The 17886-nt window shown below is 70.0% G+C and carries 15 protein-coding genes and 3 pseudogenes; 10 read left to right on the top strand and 8 right to left on the bottom strand.

Features of this window, described 5'->3' with window-relative positions:
- The first annotated feature begins 6 nt into the window (after positions 1–6).
- The 4 genes and pseudogenes from B277_RS13190 (at position 7) to B277_RS13205 (ending at position 3956) form a co-directional block, all read left to right on the top strand.
- Positions 7–657, top strand: a complete 651-nt coding sequence (locus B277_RS13190; RefSeq protein WP_007929049.1) for an alpha/beta hydrolase — start codon at positions 7–9, stop codon at positions 655–657.
- Positions 658–667: 10 nt separating this feature from the next.
- Entirely contained in the window at positions 668–1081 is a 414-nt protein-coding gene (locus B277_RS13195; protein ID WP_040881584.1) for a hypothetical protein, read from the top strand.
- A gap of 78 nt (positions 1082–1159) precedes the next feature.
- Positions 1160–3178 (top strand): annotated as a pseudogene (locus tag B277_RS13200) (oxidoreductase).
- A 4-nt stretch (positions 3179–3182) separates the two neighbouring features.
- Entirely contained in the window at positions 3183–3956 is a 774-nt protein-coding gene (locus B277_RS13205) for an SGNH/GDSL hydrolase family protein (RefSeq protein ID WP_007929053.1), read from the top strand.
- Between the two features lie 60 nt (positions 3957–4016).
- Here B277_RS13205 and B277_RS13210 read toward each other — a convergent pair whose 3' ends face one another.
- Positions 4017–4310, bottom strand: coding sequence for a nuclear transport factor 2 family protein (locus tag B277_RS13210; protein ID WP_007929055.1), 294 nt, complete (start codon positions 4308–4310; stop codon positions 4017–4019).
- A gap of 103 nt (positions 4311–4413) precedes the next feature.
- On the opposite strand from B277_RS13210, the gene B277_RS13215 reads away from it, so the two are divergent.
- Positions 4414–4974 carry a PadR family transcriptional regulator gene (locus B277_RS13215; protein WP_007929057.1) on the top strand — a complete coding sequence of 187 codons (561 nt, stop codon included), beginning with the start codon at positions 4414–4416 and terminating at the stop codon, positions 4972–4974.
- Between the two features lie 188 nt (positions 4975–5162).
- On the opposite strand, the pseudogene B277_RS13220 reads toward B277_RS13215, so the two are convergent.
- The 5 genes and pseudogenes from B277_RS13220 to B277_RS13240 all read right to left on the bottom strand — a co-directional run.
- Positions 5163–6131 (bottom strand): annotated as a pseudogene (locus B277_RS13220) (SPFH domain-containing protein); the annotation flags it as partial.
- 389 nt (positions 6132–6520) lie between these two features.
- The gene (locus B277_RS13225; RefSeq protein WP_202865233.1) at positions 6521–8281 is read right to left on the bottom strand and encodes an SPFH domain-containing protein; all 1761 of its coding nucleotides are present in this window, start codon (positions 8279–8281) and stop codon (positions 6521–6523) included.
- A 159-nt stretch (positions 8282–8440) separates the two neighbouring features.
- Complete coding sequence (locus B277_RS13230; RefSeq protein WP_007929061.1) at positions 8441–9499, bottom strand: MFS transporter; 1059 nt, start codon at positions 9497–9499, stop codon at positions 8441–8443.
- Positions 9500–9624: 125 nt separating this feature from the next.
- On the bottom strand, positions 9625–11139 hold the full coding sequence (locus B277_RS13235) for an acetyl-CoA hydrolase/transferase family protein (protein ID WP_007929062.1): 1515 nt from the start codon (positions 11137–11139) through the stop codon (positions 9625–9627).
- A 22-nt stretch (positions 11140–11161) separates the two neighbouring features.
- Positions 11162–11938: an NAD-dependent epimerase/dehydratase family protein gene (locus B277_RS13240; RefSeq protein WP_007929063.1), complete on the bottom strand. Its 777-nt coding sequence runs from the start codon at positions 11936–11938 to the stop codon at positions 11162–11164.
- A 189-nt stretch (positions 11939–12127) separates the two neighbouring features.
- Between B277_RS13240 and B277_RS13245 the strand changes: the two genes are divergently transcribed.
- From B277_RS13245 to B277_RS13260, 4 genes are all read left to right on the top strand, one after another.
- A complete protein-coding gene (locus B277_RS13245; protein WP_007929064.1) occupies positions 12128–12613 on the top strand; it encodes a transporter substrate-binding domain-containing protein in 486 nt (161 codons plus the stop codon).
- Entirely contained in the window at positions 12610–13587 is a 978-nt protein-coding gene (locus tag B277_RS13250; RefSeq protein WP_007929066.1) for a cation diffusion facilitator family transporter, read from the top strand. The genes B277_RS13245 and B277_RS13250 overlap by 4 nt, the downstream gene beginning before the upstream one ends.
- A 274-nt stretch (positions 13588–13861) precedes the next feature.
- Positions 13862–14116 (top strand): hypothetical protein, encoded by a 255-nt coding sequence (locus B277_RS17620; protein ID WP_128277150.1) that lies wholly within the window; start codon positions 13862–13864, stop codon positions 14114–14116.
- A 59-nt stretch (positions 14117–14175) separates the two neighbouring features.
- Positions 14176–14559, top strand: a complete 384-nt coding sequence (locus tag B277_RS13260) for an Hsp20/alpha crystallin family protein (RefSeq protein ID WP_007929070.1) — start codon at positions 14176–14178, stop codon at positions 14557–14559.
- Positions 14560–14626: 67 nt separating this feature from the next.
- On the opposite strand, the gene B277_RS13265 is transcribed toward B277_RS13260, so the two are convergent.
- Positions 14627–15097 (bottom strand): CinA family protein, encoded by a 471-nt coding sequence (locus B277_RS13265; RefSeq protein ID WP_007929071.1) that lies wholly within the window; start codon positions 15095–15097, stop codon positions 14627–14629.
- A 671-nt stretch (positions 15098–15768) separates the two neighbouring features.
- A pseudogene (gene glnA, locus B277_RS13270) lies at positions 15769–17194 on the bottom strand (type I glutamate--ammonia ligase).
- Between the two features lie 208 nt (positions 17195–17402).
- Here glnA and B277_RS13275 point away from each other — a divergent pair.
- Positions 17403–17819, top strand: coding sequence for an RDD family protein (locus B277_RS13275; protein ID WP_007929075.1), 417 nt, complete (start codon positions 17403–17405; stop codon positions 17817–17819).
- Positions 17820–17886: the final 67 nt, after the last annotated feature.

The raw sequence follows: 17886 nt of genomic DNA on the forward strand, positions 1-17886 counted from the left end.
CGTGCGATGACGACCCCGCCCGACCTCGAGACCCTCATGTCATCGATCCGGCAGGGCCGGGTCCGCGTCGGCCCACGCACGCGCGCGATCGCGCTGCTCCTGCACGGCGGTCGTGCCGACGCGACCCAGCCCCGGCGCCATCGCGACATCTCCTACCTGCGCATGCTCCCCTTCGTCACCGCGGTGACCCGAGCCGCCCGCGGCCGGGTCGCCCCCGTACTCGTGCACAACAGCGACGGGGGATGGGTCGCCCCCTCCGGCAGCGGCCTGCTCCAGACCCGCGAGATCGTCCGCCGCCTCCACGAGGAGCACGGTCGCCCCGTCGTCCTGCTCGGCCACTCCAGCGGTGGCTGGGCGGCGCTGCGCTGCGGCGGGCAGGACGCGGTGATCGGCAGCGTCGCCCTCGCGCCCTGGGTGGGTGAGGACGAGACCTACGAGCACCTGCACGATCGGGTCGTTCGGGTGATCCACGGCGAGGCCGACGACGTGTGCAGCCCCCAACGCTCCCGGGAGCTCGTCGAGCGGCTGCGCGCCGAGGGTGCCGACGCGACCTGGGACGGTGTACCCGGTGGCGGCCACGCGCTGATGGACCGCCCGTGGAGGTGGCACCGGCTTGCTGCCGACGCCGTGCTCGACGTCGTCGAGCGACGCACCTGAGCACCACGACATGACGAAGGGGGCGGACCGGCCGGTCCGGCCGGTCCGCCCCCTTCGCCCTCGTCGACTACCGGTCGAGGTCGACGTCACGCGTCTCCTTGGTGAGGATCCCGGTCACGACCTGGGCACGATGCGGGCGATCGCGTCGGAGGACCGGCCGGATCACTTCGTGCCGTCCTACGTCGACCCGCTGACCCAGCAGGACCTCGTCGTCACCGACGACAGCATCGGTCGGGCGCGGGACTACTGGCTGGCCGGCACGGGGCTGGAGGGGTGGCAGCAGGTCCAGTACGTGCCGGTGCCGCTCCGGGTCCTCCAGTCCGACGGATCCTTCTCCCCGGCGCGTCGCACGAGCTGGGGCTATGTCATCGCGCGCAACGGCGACGACGAGCGGTGGCGCCTCGTCGACCAGGGCGTCGGCTGAGTCACCGCACCTTTCGTCGACGCCGACCTCGTGGCAGACTCCGCCTAGACAACAAATTGACCATTGGAGTCGTCGACCATGCCTCACTCGTACCCGCACCTGCTCGAGCCGATCACCGTCGGGCGGACCACCCTGCGCAACCGCCTCCTCATGGGCTCGATGCACGTCGGCCTCGAGGAGCAGCCCGACGGCTTCGAGCGGATGGCAGCCTTCTACGCCGAGCGGGCGAAGGGAGGAGCCGGCCTCATCGTCACCGGCGGCATCGCGCCCAACGACGAGGGGCCCCGTTGCCCGGAGGCAAGACGCTGACGACCGAGGACGACGTCGCCGACCACCGGCTCATCACCGACGCGGTCCACGCCGAGGGCGGCAAGATCGCGATGCAGATCCTGCACACCGGCCGCTACGCCTACCACCCGGGCATGGTCGCGCCGTCGCCGATCCAGGCGCCGATCAGCCGTTTCGTTCCGCGGGAGATGACCGAGGTCGACATCCAGCGGACGATCGACGACTACGCCCGGTGCGCGCGCCTGGCCCAGCAGGCCGGCTACGACGGCGTCGAGATCATGGGCTCCGAGGGCTACCTCATCAACCAGTTCATCGTCACGCGCACCAACCAGCGCACCGACGACTGGGGCGGGTCCTACGAGGGCCGCATGCGCTTCCCGCTCGAGATCATCCGCCGGGTGCGCGCCGCCGTCGGCGACGACTTCGTCCTCGTCTACCGCCTGTCGATGCTCGACCTCGTGCCCGACGGCTCGACCCACGACGAGGTCGTCGAGCTGGCCCGCGAGGTCGAGGCCGCCGGCGCCGACATCATCAACACCGGCATCGGGTGGCACGAGGCCCGCGTCCCCACGATCGCCACCCAGGTCCCGCGCGCCGCATGGGCCGGCGTGACGAAGCGCCTCATGGGCGCCGTCACCGTCCCGCTCGTCGCGACCAACCGGATCAACACCCCCGAGGTCGCCGAGCAGCTCCTCGCCGACGGCTTCGCCGACATGGTCTCCATGGCCCGGCCCTTCCTCGCCGACCCCGAGCTGGTCAACAAGGCCGCCGCCGGTGCCCCCGAGACGATCAACACCTGCATCGGCTGCAACCAGGCATGCCTCGACCACACCTTCTCGGGCAAGATCACCTCCTGCCTGGTCAACCCCCCGCGCCTGTCACGAGACCGAGCTGATCATCGGCCCGACCCGGCTGGCCAAGCGGATCGCCGTCGTCGGCGCCGGCCCGGCCGGGCTCGCCTTCGCGACGACCGCCGCCGAGCGCGGCCACCACGTCACCCTCTTCGACGCCGCCGATGACATCGGCGGTCAGCTTGACGTCGCCCGGCGCGTCCCGGGCAAGGAGGAGTTCGACGAGACCCTGCGCTACTTCCGGCACAAGCTCGCCGACACCGGGGTCGACGTCAAGCTCGGCGCCCGGGTCGACGCCGACGATCTCGAGGGCTTCGACGAGGTGGCCATCGCCACCGGTGTCACCCCCCGCGTCCCCGAGCTGCCGGGTGTCGACCACGACAAGGTCGTCGGCTACCTCGACGTGCTGCGCGGCGGCGCGCAGGTGGGGGAGCGCGTCGCGATCCTCGGTGCCGGCGGCATCGGCTTCGACGTCGCCGCCTTCATCACCGACCCCGGCGACGACGCGAGCCTCGACATCGCGGCCTTCCAGCAGACCTGGGGCATCGACGAGGCCGAGACCACGCCGGGTGGGCTGACCTCCCCTTCGCACCGGTCGGCGCCGCGTGAGGTGACCCTCCTGCAGCGCAAGACCTCCAAGGTCGGCGCCGGCCTGGGCATGACGACCGGCTGGATCCACCGCACCGAGCTCAAGGCCCGCGGGGTGACGATGGTCCCGGGCGTCACCTACGAGCGGATCGACGACGACGGTCTGCACGTGACCGTCGACGGCGCGCCGCAGGTGCTCGACGTCGACACGATCGTCCTGTGCACCGGGCAGGAGCCCAACCGCACCCTCCACGACGAGCTCCAGGCGAAGGGGGTCACCGTGCACCTCATCGGTGGTGCCGACGTCGCCGCCGAGCTCGACGCCAAGCGAGCGATCGACCAGGGCACCCGCGTGGCCGCCGCGGTCTGATCGCATGACCACGCCACCGCGGCGCTACGTCGCCATCGGCGACAGTCTGTCCGAGGGCATCGGCGACGAGCCGTGGCCCGACGGCACACCGCGCGGCTGGACCGACCGGCTCGCCGAACTGCTCGGCGCCCACCACGGCGAAGTCGACTACGCCAACCTCGCCGTGCGTGGGCAGCGTGCCCACGAGGTGCTCGCGACGCAGGTCGAGGCGGCGCTGGCGATGGAGCCCGACGTCGTCACGCTCACCGCGGGCATGAACGACCTGCTGCGCCCGCGCTTCGAGCCCGACCGGCTGCGCGCGACGCTCGCCGACGTCGTCGCCCCCTTCACGGCGAAGGGGGCGCGCCTCGTCGTCGTGCCGATCCCCGACATCCGGTCGGTCTCGCCCGCGGGCCGGCTCCTCGCGCGACGGCGGGTCGTGCTCAACGAGATCTACACGTGGCTGTCCAGAAAGCACGGCATGGAGCCGCCTGCGGTGACGACGGGGACGATCTTCGAGGACCGGCGGGCGTGGGCCGACGACCGGCTGCACCTGTCGCCGCTCGGGCACGAGCGCCTGGCGATGGCCGCCGCGGACGTGCTCGGGGTGCCGGACGTCGATGCGTGGGGCGTTGTGCCGCAAGGGGATCCGCCGCGTCGCTCACTTCGCTCGGAGGCGGCGTGGGCGCGCCGCCACCTCGGGCCGTGGGTGGGCCGGCGGCTCACCGGACGCTCGTCCGGCGACGGGGTCGTGGCCAAGCGGCCCGAGCTCACTGGCTGGCAGCAGCCGCCTGCTTGATCGCCTCGAAGCGCTCAGCCATCCGGGCGGCGAGGGCCTGCGAGGCCTTGAGCGGGCGGGTCATGACCATGAACTCGGTGACCTTGCCCTCGTCGTCGAGAGTGAGGAAGTCGCAGCCGGTGATCTCGAGCCCGTCGACCGTGGCCTCGAGACATAGGCCTCCTCCGACCCGTCACGCAGCTGGCGCACGTAGCGGAAGTCCTCGAAGACCTCCACGACCTCGCGCAGGATCGCGCTCGTGATCGCCTTGCCGGGGTAGGGGGTGTGGGCGACCGGGCTGCGGAAGACGACGTCCTCCGCGAGCAGCTCGTCCACCGCGTCGAGGTCCTTGGCTTCCACTGCGTCTCGGAACATGCAGCCAACCTACTCAACAAAGTGAATAAGAGGAACCTCTCGGTCCCTGAGGAGGGAGGCCGTCCGCGGCCGACTGTCTCGAAGGGACGCCTACCATCACCCCATGGCCCTCCAGGACGCGATCCTCACCGCACTCGCCCACGACGAGTCCTCCGGCTACGACCTGGCCAAGGCCTTCGACGTGTCCGTCGCCAACTACTGGACCGCGAGCCCGCAGCAGCTCTACCGCGAGCTGGACAAGATGGAGGATGCGGGGCTGGTCACCGCGCGCACCGTCGCCCAGCCCAAGCGGCCGGACAAGCGGGTCTTTCGCCTGACGTCGGCGGGGCGCAAGGCGTTGCGGGCGCACACCCTTCGCTCGCCCAAGCCCTTGGCCGTCCGCGACGAGCTGCTCGTACAGGTCGCGGCGCTCGAGTCCGGTGACCCCGAGGCGATCCGCGAGCACGTCGTCGAGCGGATGGAGGCCTTCGAGGCGAAGCTCGCGATCTACCGCCTCGTCGAGGAGCGGACCCTCGCCGGCCGCACCGAGGAGGAGTTCCTCGCGTCGGGCGAGCCGGTCGGGCAGTACCTCACCCTGCTGCGGGGGATCAGCTTCGAGGAGGAAAACCTGCGCTGGGGCCGGCGGGTGCTCGCCGTCCTCGACGCTCGCTCGACCACCGACTGACCCCCTGCGCATTTCCCTAGGGAAATGCGCACGCTTCCCGTATTTCCCTAGGGAAATGCGCACCCCGGCCGTATTTGCCTAGGGAAATGCGCACCCCTGCCGTATTTGCCTAGGGAAATGCGCAGGCCCGGGCATGACGAAGGGGGCCGCCCCGGTCTCCCGGCGCGGCCCCCTTCGGTCGGGTGTCGTCAGCCCTGCGACTTCTCCTGCACGGCCTGGGCTGCTCGCTGCGCAGCCTGGTTGACCGCACCGCTCACCTGACGCTGCGCGCTGCGGGGAGCGGAGGCCTCGGACTGCAGCTGCGGCAGCAGCTGGGCCATGAGCAGCGTCGACAGGGCCGAGCTGTCGCCCGAGCCGGCGTCGGTGTGGACGATGACCGGGCGCGGGGCGTCGTCGGCCAGCGTGGCGCCGACGTCGAGGCGGCGCCGGGCCAGCTCGTAGCCGAGGACCGCGCGGTTGTCGCGGTAGGCCGTGGCCAGCTGCTCCTGCGCCTTGGCCTCACCCTGGGCCGCGACGAGGTTGGTCCGCGCGCGGGTCTCGATCTCGTAGCGGATCTTCTGCGCCTCGGTCTCGCGCTCCTCGAGCATCTGCGCGACGTCCTTGCGGGCCTTGTTGAGCGAGGCCTGGACCTCGACGACCTTGGCGTCGCGGACCTTCTTGGAGCGCTCGATCTCCAGCAGCAGGGTGTCGATGCGGCGCTTGCGGGTCAGCTCCCACTCCTTTTCGTAGGCCACGAGCTCCTTGGCCACCCGCTCACGCGTGGCGAGGTGCTCCCGGTACTGGTCGGGCAGCTGCACGTCGGGGATGTTGCAGCCCATGATCTGCACGCCGTAGCGGGTCAGCTGACGGTTGAGCAGGTCCTGCATGTCCTTGACGTCGCTGCCGCGCAGGTCGTAGGCCTGCTCGGTGCGCACCTGCCGGCTGCGCTGCCGGATCGCGTCCTGCACCGAGTTGCTCAGCACGAGGTCGAAGTTGCCCGCACCGATCGTCTGGACGAAACGGATCGCGTCGACGATGCGGAAGCGCAGGAAGAACTCGATCGACTTCAGCGGCACGTTTTCGTGCGTCGGCGAGCTGAGCACCGGTGCGGTGTAGGGGATCTCGGTCGTCACGTCGACGACATAGGCGACCCGGGCCCACGGGTGCCACAGGTAGTGGCGGCCGGGGGGAGAGGCCGGGCCCGGAGATGGCGCCGAACTTCGTCAGCACCCCGACCGTGCCCTCCTCGATCTCGACGATCGAGGAGCGCCACCACCACAGTGCCGACAGGAGGAAGGCGAGGATCGCGACGAAGATCGCGAGCCCGCCGAGTGCGCCGTGGTCGGTCGCCGCGAGGAAGATCCCGCTCAGCAGGGCCCACGCGCCGAACCAGATGAGCGAGGTCCAGCGCATGCCGCGCTTGTCCTTGGGGATGACAACCGGCACGACCGAGCCGGAGTCACCGCCGCGCAGGTAGCGGGCGACGTCGCCCCACCCGGAGACGACCTCCTTGATCGAGCTCATGCCCTGGCCACGCACTGCGCGGACCGCCTGCTCCATCATCTGGTCACTCATTGCGCTCACCCTCGCTCATGTCGTTGATGGTGACCTGCGGCGCGGGGGTCACCCGCGGCGCCGGCGGTGCCGGCGGGGTCGGCTCGTCGACCGCCGGCGGGACCGGCGGGTTGGTGCCCGGCGGCGGGGGCGGCGGTTCCTCCCCTTCGCCCGGCAGGTCGATCTCCTCGGTGACCGACTGACGGATCTCGTCGAGACGCTGCTCGCCGGCCGGGTCGGTCTCCGTCTCGGTGACCGGCAGGATCTCGACCTCGGTCTCCTCCGGAGCCTGGAGCAGCTCGGCGATCTCGGACTCGCGCTCGGCGACCCGCTCGGCGATGTCGGCCTGACGGGCCCGGATGGCCTCCATGTCGTCGGCGCTGAAGAGCTGGCTGCTCTGACCGCCGACGAGCTGACGGGCGATCTGCAGGTAGTCGACGCCCTCGGACTCGCCACCCACGCGCACGATCTGGGGGAGCGACCCGGAGACGCCCTCCATCTTGTCGAGCATGTCCTGCTGATAGCGGTAGTCGAGGATCTCCGGGGCGAGCGCCGCGCTCAGCGCACGGATGTCGAGGGCCTGCGCCTCGAGGAGCGCCGCGTTGGCGTGGGCCTCGGACTCGGACTCGACGAAGCGCTGGCGGGCCACGGCATTGGCGCGGTTGGTCTCCCGCTCGAGGGCGGTGTCCATCTGCGCCTGGTAGCGGGCGATGTCGGCCTGGATCGCCGAGAGGTTTTCGTTGAGCGAGGCGAGGTCCTTGTTGAGGTCACCCTCGTTCTGCTCCTTCTTCAGCCCCAGCTCGTAGTCGTAGGTGTAGGCCTCCTTGGCCACCCGGATCATCTCCGGCGCCGCGAGATCCATCCGGTACTCCTGCGCGGAGGGCTCGGCGTGGGTGATGTTGGCCGTCGTCAGCTCGACCGCGGGAGCGAACTGCGCGTTGAGCTGGTCGAGCAGCCGCGCCGTGCTCTCGCCGACGAGGTCGTAGATGCCCGAGGCCTCCTGCTCGTAGATCAGGGAGCGGGTCGTCTCCGAGATCGCGTTGTTGAGCTTGTCCTGGAAGCCCTGCACGGCACCGAGGACGAAGACGAACTCGCGCGCGCTGACGATGCGGAACTGGAGGAAGAGGTCGACCGATGCCTGCACGCCGGACTTCGTGGGGGCCGAGCGGATCGGCGCGTTGAAGGGGTACTCGCGCGTCGTGTTGACGATGTAGGAGACCCGCTTCCACGGGTTCCACAGGGTCACCCGACCGGGACCGACCTCGGCCTCGACCTTGCCGAAGCGGGAGATCAGCGCCGTGCAGCCCTCAGGCACCATGACCATGCCCTGGCGCCACCACAGGAAGGCCGCGGCGACGACCACGAGCAGCCAGTAGTGCGGGCCGAAGACCGCCAGGCTGATGCCGAAGGGCAGCAGCACGACCCCGCCGGCGACGCCGATGAGCACGAGCAGGATGGCCGGCGCCATCGCCTGCAGCCGGCGCCCCTTGGGCATGACCATCGGCGTGATGACGTGGACCGGGCCGCTCTGGCCCATCTCGTAGCGGCTGCGGCTGAGCGCCTCGGCCGCGTCGTCGAGGGCGACGTGGTCGGCATTGATCCGGGTACCGGCGGACCCCCCTTCGCCCCGTGCCGCGGGGAAGTCCCGCGCGTTGAGGTCGAAGCCGGCGCTCTGCTGCACCTGCCCGAGTGCCTGGTCGACCGCCTGCCCCACGCCGGCCGCGTCCGCGACCTGCCTGGCCCTGTCCATGAACTGCTGTGCTGGGTTGCTCACCCGTGCCCCTTTGCTCGTTCCCTGAGTTGCGGCGAGTGTCCCACAAGGGGTTTGGCTGCATCAGGGGGAGCGCTCCCCATCTTCGCTCTCTGAGGCGGTCGCGCAGCGCTCCCCACCTTCGCTCCCTGAGGAGGTCGCGCAGCGACCGTCTCGAAGGGGCTACACCCGCGGCCGCCCCTGCCGCAGCCGCACGAGCGCCAACGGCAGCGTCAGCAGCGCGAAGGCGCCGGTCACGGCGAGCGCCGTCGGGAAGTCCGCGGCGACCGCGATCGCGCCGACGACCACCGAGCCGATGGCCGAGCCGAGGTCGAAGCCGACATTCCAGATCGAGCTGGCCAGCCCGAGGTGGCGTCGGCTCACGGAGGCGAAGGAGATGACGAGGGTGAGGTTTTGCAGCGCCCCGTAGGCGCTGCCGAGGAGCAACGCGCCGACGATCAGCACGGGCACGGACTGCTCGTGCACGGCCCACGCCATGCCGCCGACGCCGACGACGGTGAGCAGGACGAAGGGGGCGAGGAACCGCTCCGCCCCGAGCCGGTCCGCGACGCCGCCGATCCACCACCGGAAGATCGCCGCCATGAGCTCCATGAGCGCCAGCGCCGGGATGACGACCGCCGGGTCGCGCACCATCTGCGGGCCGAAGGTCAGCACCGCTCCGCCGGCGATCGTCACGCCCAGGAGGAGGACCATCGGGCGCAGCAGTGTGATCGTCGCGCGGGCCGTGCTCGCGCCACCCACGTCCGTGCCGCGGTCGCTGCCGGAGGGGAAGGTCTCGAGGGCCCGCCCGAGCGCCAGGGCCGCCGGCACCCCGAGGAGGGGGATGGCGCCCGCGACGAAGACGGGGACGAAGCCGACCGTCTCCGCGACCCACGACCCGAGGGGGAGCAGCACGACCTGCGGGCCGGCGATCGCCAGACCGTAGGCACCGACCGCCTTGCCCCGCGTCTCCGGGTCGGACAGCTCGGCCACCGCGGCGCTGCCGGCGACCGTGAGGATGCCGAAGCCCACCCCGCGCACCGCAGACAGCGCGAGGATCGAATGGAGTGCATCGCTGGCCGCCAGGCCCAGCGACGGGGCGCCGAGCAGGACGAGCCCGGTGGCCAGGGTCGGCCCCCAGCCGAAGCGACGCAGCAGCGCCGGGACGGTGAACTGCGTGAGGACGGTGACGAGGAGGAGCACGCCGTTGACGAGGCCGGCGCCCCCCTTCGTCGGCGCCACCGCGCACCGCCCACAGGGGTGCCACGGGCATGAGGACGGCGAACCCGCTGAAGCCCAGGAAGGTCGCCATCAGCAGCGCGGGCATGCCCCGCGCGGTCCACACACTGCTCACCGGCAGCAGTCTCTCACCCCGCGTGCATGCTCCCGGTCTCCAGGAACCGCTCGTGCCAGCTGAGCGCCTCGCCGAGCAGGTGGGGGGTGTGCACGGCGTCGGGCCGGGCGGCCTGCGCGCGGGCGAAGTAGTCGTGCAGCGCCGGCCGGAAGGAGGGGTCGGCGCAGTGGTCGATGATCCGCGGCGCCCGCTGGCGCGGGGAGAGTCCGCGCAGGTCGGCCAGCCCGTGCTCGCTGACGATGATCTGCACGTCGTGCTCGGTGTGGTCGACGTGGCTGGCCATCGGGACGAAGGCGGAAACCTTGCCCCCCTTCGCCGTGGAGGGGGTGAGGAAGAAGTTGAGGAAGGCATTGCGGGTGAAGTCGCCGCTGCCGCCGATGCCGTTCATGATCCGGCTGCCGGCGATGTGCGTCGAGTTGACGTTGCCGTAGATGTCGGCCTCGATCATGCCGTTCATCGCGATGACGCCGAGGCGCCGGACCAGCTCGGGGTGGTTGGAGATCTCCTCGCTGCGCAGCAGGATCCGGCCCTTGTAGCTGCTGATGTTGGCGAGGAAGCGCTCTACGCCCACGTCGGAGAGGCCGAAGGAGGTCGCCGACGCGGCCCGCACCGTCCCGCTGTCGAGGAGGTCGAGCAGCCCGTCCTGGAGCACTTCGGTGAAGGCGACGAGGTCGGTGAACTCGCTGCCGTCCAGCCCCGCGAGCACGGCATTGGCGACGTTGCCGACCCCGGACTGCAGCGGCAGGAGCGAAGGGGGCATCCGCCCGGCCCGCACCTCGTGCCGGAGGAAGTCGACGACGTGACCCGCGATCGCCCGCGAGGTCTCGTCGGGCGGGGTGAAGGGTGAGTTGCGGTCCGGTCGGTCGGTCTCGACGACGGCCACGACCTTGGCCGGGTCGACCCGCAGGTAGGGGTCGCCGATCCGCTGCATCGGGTCGGTCAGCTGGATCGGCCGGCGGTGCGGCGGCAGCTGGGTGCCGTAGTAGACGTCGTGGAAGCCCTCGAACTCGCGCGGCTGCCAGTGGTTGACCTCGAGGATCACCCGGTCGGCCTGGTCGAGCCAGGTCTTGTTGTTGCCGACCGAGCTGCTCGGCACGAGCAGGCCGTTGGGCAGCACCGCGGTGACCTCGACGACGGCGACGTCGAGGTTGCCGTAGAAGCCGAACCACATGTGCTGGGCGGAGTGGCTCAGGTGCGCGTCGACGTAGTCGACCTCGCCGGAGTTGATCAGGCTGCGCATCGTCGGGTCGGAGTTGTACGGCAGGCGGGAGGAGACTCCCTTCGCCTCCGCGAGGACACCGTCGGCGTCGGGCGCGGTCGAGGCACCCGTCCACAGCCCGATGCGGAAGTCCTCGCCCCGCGCGTGCGCCGCGACCATCCGGTCGTGCAGGGCGGTCGGCAGCGCCTTGGGGTAGCCGGCCCCGGTGAACCCGCTCATCCCGACGTTGTCGCCGGGGCGGATGTGCTCGACCGCCTTCTCCGCTGTCGTGACGCGTGTGCTCAGGAGCGGGCAGATGACACGGGACATGGCGTCATCCTGTCAGGGCCGGTCACGACCCCTTCGGCCAGGAGTCGTCGACGGCGCGGCCGCCCTCGACGACGGGCTCGTCGGTCGGTGCCTCGTGCGACCACGAGTCGCGGGGTCGGTAGCCGAGCTCGAGCATGGTGTTGGTCATCGACCAGCGGCGATTGAGGTTGTCGGAGACCGCGTAGTAGATGCCGAAGTCGATGTCCGCCTCGATCGCGCAGCGCACGACCTGTGCGGCGTCGTCCTCGCTCAGCCACATGGCATGGAGGAGATCGGTGTCGACGAGGGTCGGGTCACCGCAGACCCAGCCGATCCGCAACGCGATGAAGGACAGCCCGTGCTCGTCGAAGTAGTACCGGCCCAGCGTCTCGCCGAAGACCTTGGACACCCCGTAGAGCGAGTCGGCACGGGGGAGTGTGCCGGGGTAGACCGGCCACTGCTCGAGCCGGTCGTACATGCCCATCGCGTGATTGGACGAGGCGAAGACGACCCGTGCCACCCCGGCCGCACGAGCGGCTTCCAGGACGTTGCGGGTGCCGACGATGTTGGCGTCGAGCACCTGGCCCCACGAGGCTTCTGGCGATGCCGCACCGGCCAGGTGGACGACGGTGTCGATGCCGTCCATGGCTGCCAGGACCGCGTCGTAGTCGACCAGGTCGGCCCCGCGGACCACCGGGTCGGCGCCCGGGTCGGGTTCGCGTGCGTGCCCGACGAGGTCGTAGTCGTCGTGCAGGCGCTGGGTCAGGATCGTGCCGACCCCGCCCGTCGAACCGGTGATGAGGACACGTCGCTTCGTCATCCCCCCACTCTGCTGCGTCCGGGCGGTTCGTCAACAGGGCAGGCGCCAGGACCCGCAGGGCGCCGTCCTCGTCGGTGGCGTCCGTCGATGGGCGGGGCGAGCTCACGGGAGGAGTCATGTGCGTGACTGCAGTGCTCGCGAGGAGCAAGGAGTCCGACCCGACTGGAGCCGCGTGGCTAGCATGTCCCCATGGTCGTCGGCTTGCGGAATGTCGTGCGTCTGGCAGCCTGCGTCGTGCTCCTGATGCTTCTTGCCGCGTGCGGGAGCATCCCGCAGGACCCTGACGGGACGCTCGACCGGGTGCGTTCATCGGGCGAGCTCCGGGTGGGTGTGTCCCACCACCCGCCGTGGACCGACGTGACGACGAGCCCGCCCTCCGGCTCCGAGGTGGAGATCATCACGGGATGGGCCGAATCACTCGGTGCCACGGTCGCCTGGCAGGTCGATGGTGAGGAGGCCCTCGTGGCCGCACTTGAGCGCGGTGACATCGATGTCCTCATCGGCGGTGTCACAGACCAGAGCGCATGGAGCTCGAAGGTCGGACTCACCCGGCCCTACGTCGAGGTCCCTGGTCCGGACGGACCACGCGCCCACGTGATGGCGGTCCCGGCCGGCGAGAACGCCGCGCAGTCCTCGCTCGAGCGGTGGCTCGACACCCACGGGAGGGCGCCGTGAGCACGCCGGGAGCGCTCTCCTTCGGGCGCACCCGGCTACCGGACGAGCAGGGCACGGCCCTGCGGCGGGCCATCCGGCTCGAGTGGGTGACCCTGGGGTACATGGCGACCTGCATCGTCGTGGTCTTTTTCGCGATGGGCAGCTCGCAGGCGATGAAGGCGGCCTGGGTGGAGGACATGCTCGCCCTCATCCCGCCGGTCGCCTTCCTGTTCGCGCAGCGGCGCGCCCGACGCCCGGTGGACGCCGAGCACCCCTACGGTCACCATCGCGCCGTCGGTGGTGGACACCTGGCAGCCGCGGTCGCCCTCCTGGGCATGGGCGTCTACCTCATCGTCGACTCGGCGATGGGTCTGCTGCACGGTGAGCACCCTCCGGTCGGGACCGTCGACCTCTTCGGACATGCGGTGTGGGCGGGCTGGGTGATGATCGCCGCGATGGCCTACACCGCCATCGGCCCCGTCGTCCTGGGACGGATGAAGCTGCCGCTCGCAGACACCTTGCACGACCGGGTCCTGTACAACGACGCGGACATGCAGAAGGCGGACTGGCGCACTGCGACCGGGACGATCGTCGGCGTCCTAGGCATCGGGGTCGGGCTGTGGTGGGCGGACGCGGTCGTCGCGATCGCGATCTCCATGTCGATCATCCGCGACGGGTGGACCAACGTGCGACACGCCTCGGGCGCGCTCATGGACGCCCAGGCCCGCACGGTGGACGGGACGCGACGCCACCCCCTGACCGAGCAGGTCGACGAGGCACTCGAGGAGATCGGGTGGGTGCACAGCAGCCACAGCCGCGTGCGCGACATGGGGCACGTCTTCCATGTGGAGAGCTTCGTCGTGCCGCACGCGGGTCACATCGCCGACATCGACGACCTCGAGCACGCCGCCCAGGTAGCGCGTGACCTCGACTGGAAGGTCGACGACGTCGTCATCGTCCCCGTTCGGCAGATCCCCGAGACCTTCACCCGCTGACGGGCGCGACCGCCATCGTCCCCGTCGCAGTCCTGCGCGGGACCCAGTGCAGGTGCCCACCGGCCGTGACGTCGGCACCCGGGTCGGCGGGCGGGTGACCTATGCCCCCGACACCGATCGAGGTCGACGCGTGGCCTGCGCGAGCACGAGGCCGCGACGGCGGTGGGGCTGTCCACGGGCTGGAGCCACGACCTGCCCGTCCCCTTGCCGCACGCCGGGTGCGTGGTGCTGGCCGACCAAGCACAGCTCGACCCGATGGAGCTGCTGCACGGTCTTGTCGCGGATCTGCGTGCCGCCGGTGGCCGGGTGGTCACCGGTCCGCGTCCAGCACGTCTCGGAGATCGGCCGGCCCACGGTGCGCTGGGACGGCGGTCGGATGTCGAGCGACACCATCGTCCTGGCCGAGGACCTGTCGACCGATGATTTGTCCGGTTTGCTGTGGCCGTTGTACGGCGCCCTCATCGCCAACCTCCAGGTCCTCATCGACGTCGTCGACGACGTGGCCACGGCGGAGCCGGTGCGCACCTGAGACTGCGAGACCGCGCGTCAGTCATGGCGCAGGGGTCGACCAGCTGCGATCGGCGCTGTGTGAAGGGCCTCGCGTTCGACTTCGTCCACGCGGACCTTCCGGGCATGGACCCCGGGAGCATCGACGTCAACATGGGTCGCGGCGTCCTGACCTTGACCGCTCACCGCTCCTCCCTGCACGAGCAAGAGGTCCAGTGGTTGACCAGTGAACGCTTCTCCGGCAGTTACCGGCGGCAGCTCACCTTCGGGGACGACATCGATCCCGATCAGGTGTCGGCCACCTACGACAACGGGGTCCTGACCGTCGTCCTGCCGGTGAACAAGCGATCGCTGCCGCGACAGATCTCGGTCGGGACACCTTCCTCCCAGCCGGTCGAAGTGGAGGCGTCCTCCGACCGGGGCGAGGAGTCGTCCAGCACCCGTGATCGCGAGAGTTCCACGTAGTCGACCCGCGATCCACGCGAAGAGCCCTGCACCCGTGCAGGGCTCTTCGCGTCGGGCAGGGCGAAGGTCACGGGAGGAGTCGGTGGATCTCCTGCAGCGCGGACTCGACGGTGTCCTCGAGGGCCTTCGCCGGGTCGTCGGAGCACTCCACCAGTCGGCTGCCCTCCTCGAACGCGGTCGACCACCCCAGGTACACCGTCCCCGCAGGGTGGCCGTCCTGGTCCTGCGGACCCCCGACACCCGTAGCGGAGACGGCGATGGTGGCGTCCGTCAGCTCACGCACCCCGCGCGCGAGTTCTTGGGCCGCGGCGCTCGATACGGGATCGAGTCCACGCGTCATGCCCAGGACGGTTGTCTTGACGTCGACGCTGTACGCGACGACGGCGCCCGCGAACCATTGACTGGCGTTCTGCCCCCGTCCCAAGCGCGCGGCGATGTTCCCGCTGGTCAGGGACTCGGCGACCGCGATCCGGGCGTCGGCGACCGCGGCGGCACGAGCGATCTCGTCGACGAGTTTGCCTGCGGAGGCGGAGGTCACGACCAAAACGCTAGTACGTCGATGGTGCTGGGGCGAGTGCTGCCGCGCAGTTCGCCAGAGACGGCTCAGATGTAGGAGTGCATCGGGCGGCCATTATCGGTACTGGGAGCTTTTGACCAACTCCGGTCTGCCTGCGCGAGGATGATCGCAGTCCGGGCTCGCCACCCTCACCCGATACGCGCACGCGGCGAGGACGAGCAACGGGTGACAATTTGAGAACGGCAGCAGGGCACATGGAGTTCTGCCGCCTCGTGCAGTGCCAGATCTCCCAGTACCCGGGGCTGATGCCGACAGGTGGCGAGAGGGGCTGACCGCTGCTTGCAGGTGACTTTCGGAACGAGATCTGTCGGTCGGCGCTCATCTCGGCCCGGCTCAGGTCCTGCTCCTTTGTCGTGCCCTCCTCGGCGCGCGGCGCGGCTGCCACCGCTGCCCCTTCGTCGTGGTCTCCTTGGGTGGCTCGGGTGCCGGGACTTCCGTTCATGACCTGCGGCATGACGTCGCCTCCATTGAAGACGACGGTGACACGACGCGCACGCCGGTTTTTACCGCTGTAGCAACGGGCTCGCTCTCTGAGTGGGTAGCCATGTTTACCCTGTCTGCACCGGAGCACAAACTGAGGGCCAGGATCCCCGATATTCCGGGGATCCTGGCCCTTGTCATGCCTCCGAAGATCAGATGTCGAAGTACATCTCGAACTCGTGCGGGTGGGGGGCGCACCTGCAGGGGGAGCACCTCGTTCTCGTACTTCCACTGGATCCAGGTGTCGATGAGGTCCTGGGTGAAGACGTCGCCCTCGAGCAGGAACTCGTGGTCGGCCTCGAGGGCCTTGAGCACCTCGGGGAGCGAGGTCGGGACCTGCTCGATGGCCTCGTGCTCCTCCGGGGGCAGCTCGTAGAGGTCCTTGTCGACCGGCTCCGGGGGCTCGATGCGGTTCTTGATGCCGTCGATGCCGGCCATGAGCTGGGCGGCGAAGCACAGGTAGGGGTTGCTCGACGGGTCCGGGATGCGGAATTCGACGCGCTTGGCCTTGGGGGAGTTGCCCGCGATCGGGATGCGGATGCAGGCCGAGCGGTTGCGGGCCGAGTAGACGAGGTTGATCGGGGCCTCGAAGCCCGGGACCAGGCGGTGGTAGCTGTTGGCCGTCGGGTTGGTGAAGGCGAGCAGCGCGGGGGCGTGCTTGAGCAGACCACCGATGTACCAGCGGGCGATGTCGGACAGGCCGCCGTAGCCCTGCTCGTCGTAGAAGAGCGGCTCGCCGTCCTTCCACAGGGACTGGTGGGTGTGCATGCCCGAGCCGTTGTCGCCGAAGATCGGCTTCGGCATGAAGGTGGCCGTGCGGCCCTCCTGCCAGGCCGTGTTCTTGACGACGTACTTGAACTTCATGATGTCGTCGCCGGACTGCAGCAGGGTGTTGAACTTGTAGTTGATCTCCTGCTGACCCGCGGAGCCGACCTCGTGGTGGGCGCGCTCGACCTCGAGGCCGACGGTCTTCATGTTCAGGCAGATCTTGTCGCGCAGGTCGGCGAAGTGGTCCACCGGCGGCACGGGGAAGTAGCCGCCCTTCATGGCCGTCTTGTAGCCCTGGTTGCCGCCCTCCTCCTTGCGACCGGAGTTCCACTTGGCCTCGATCGAGTCGAGGAAGTAGTAGGAGCCCTGCGGCTGGGTGTCGAAGCGCACGTCGTCGAAGACGTAGAACTCGGCCTCGGCGCCGAAGTAGGCGGTGTCGGCGATGCCGGTCGACTTGAGGTAGGCCTCGGCCTTGGCCGCGACGTTGCGCGGGTCGCGGCTGTACTGCTCACCGGTGAAGGGGTCGACGATCGAGAAGTTGACGATGAGCGTCTTCTCCTCGCGGAAGGGGTCCAGGTAGGCGGTCTTGATGTCCGGGACGAGCTTCATGTCGGACTCGTGGATGGCCTGGAAGCCGCGGATCGAGGAGCCGTCGAACATCTGGCCCTCGGTGAAGAAGTCCTCGTCGATGGACTCGGCCGGCACGTTGAAGTGCTGCATGATGCCCGGCAGGTCGCAGAACCGGATGTCGACGAACTTGACGTCTTCGGCCTTGATGAACTCAAGAACCTCGTCAGGGGAGCTGAACAAACCATCCTCCTGGGGTGGGGCGGCAGGCCGCTCTGACCTGCCGCTTCAACTGTTGGTCAAACCCTAGGCGGGGCCGATTACCCGGCCATGACCCAAATGTTTCACCCGTGTTACACGAGACCGAGATCCCATGTGGTGAGACCGATCCTAGCCAGCGGCCGGTCCGGGCGGCGGGAGCGTCCACGGCTGGTCCACATAGGCTGCCCCGGTGAGCAGCACCACGCCCCGCCCCCAGCCCGCCCCGGACGACGAAGGGAGCACCGCCCCCTTCGGCCGTCGCGTCGTCGCCCTCGTCGTCGACTGGGTGGCCTGCCTGCTGATCACCAACGGCCTCATCGGCCGCCTCGTCGAGCTGAGCCCCGAGGCCTTCTCCTTCGTCCCGCTCGGCCTGCTCTTCGTGCTCAACCTCGTCGGCGTCACCCTCGGCGGGGCGACCTTCGGCCACCGCCTGCTCGGGCTTCGCGTCGCCGCCCTGCACGGCGGGTGGGTGACCCCCCTTCGCTCGGCGGTGCGGGCCGCGCTGCTGTGCCTCTTCATCCCCCCGCTCGTGACGGCGAAGGGGGACGGCCGCGGCCTCCACGACCTCGCCGCCGGCACCCGGGTGGTGCGCGCCACCGCTCCCTGACCGTCGGGGCGGAGCATGAGGGCTTCCTCATCTTCACTTCACGTTCACCTCACAGCGGCCCTGCACG

The organism is Janibacter hoylei PVAS-1 (assembly GCF_000297495.1).
GTDB lineage: Bacteria > Actinomycetota > Actinomycetes > Actinomycetales > Dermatophilaceae > Janibacter > Janibacter hoylei.

Coding starts and splice junctions, on each gene's coding strand:
- B277_RS13235 (WP_007929062.1), bottom strand. CDS start 11,139: ATGTCCCGTGTCATCTGCCCGCTCCTGAGCACACGCGTCACGACAGCG.
- B277_RS13215 (WP_007929057.1), top strand. CDS start 4,414: ATGGCCCTCCAGGACGCGATCCTCACCGCACTCGCCCACGACGAGTCC.
- B277_RS13205 (WP_007929053.1), top strand. CDS start 3,183: ATGACCACGCCACCGCGGCGCTACGTCGCCATCGGCGACAGTCTGTCC.
- B277_RS13240 (WP_007929063.1), bottom strand. CDS start 11,938: ATGACGAAGCGACGTGTCCTCATCACCGGTTCGACGGGCGGGGTCGGC.
- B277_RS13195 (WP_040881584.1), top strand. CDS start 668: ATGACGAAGGGGGCGGACCGGCCGGTCCGGCCGGTCCGCCCCCTTCGC.
- B277_RS13245 (WP_007929064.1), top strand. CDS start 12,128: ATGGTCGTCGGCTTGCGGAATGTCGTGCGTCTGGCAGCCTGCGTCGTG.
- B277_RS13190 (WP_007929049.1), top strand. CDS start 7: ATGACGACCCCGCCCGACCTCGAGACCCTCATGTCATCGATCCGGCAG.
- B277_RS13210 (WP_007929055.1), bottom strand. CDS start 4,310: ATGTTCCGAGACGCAGTGGAAGCCAAGGACCTCGACGCGGTGGACGAG.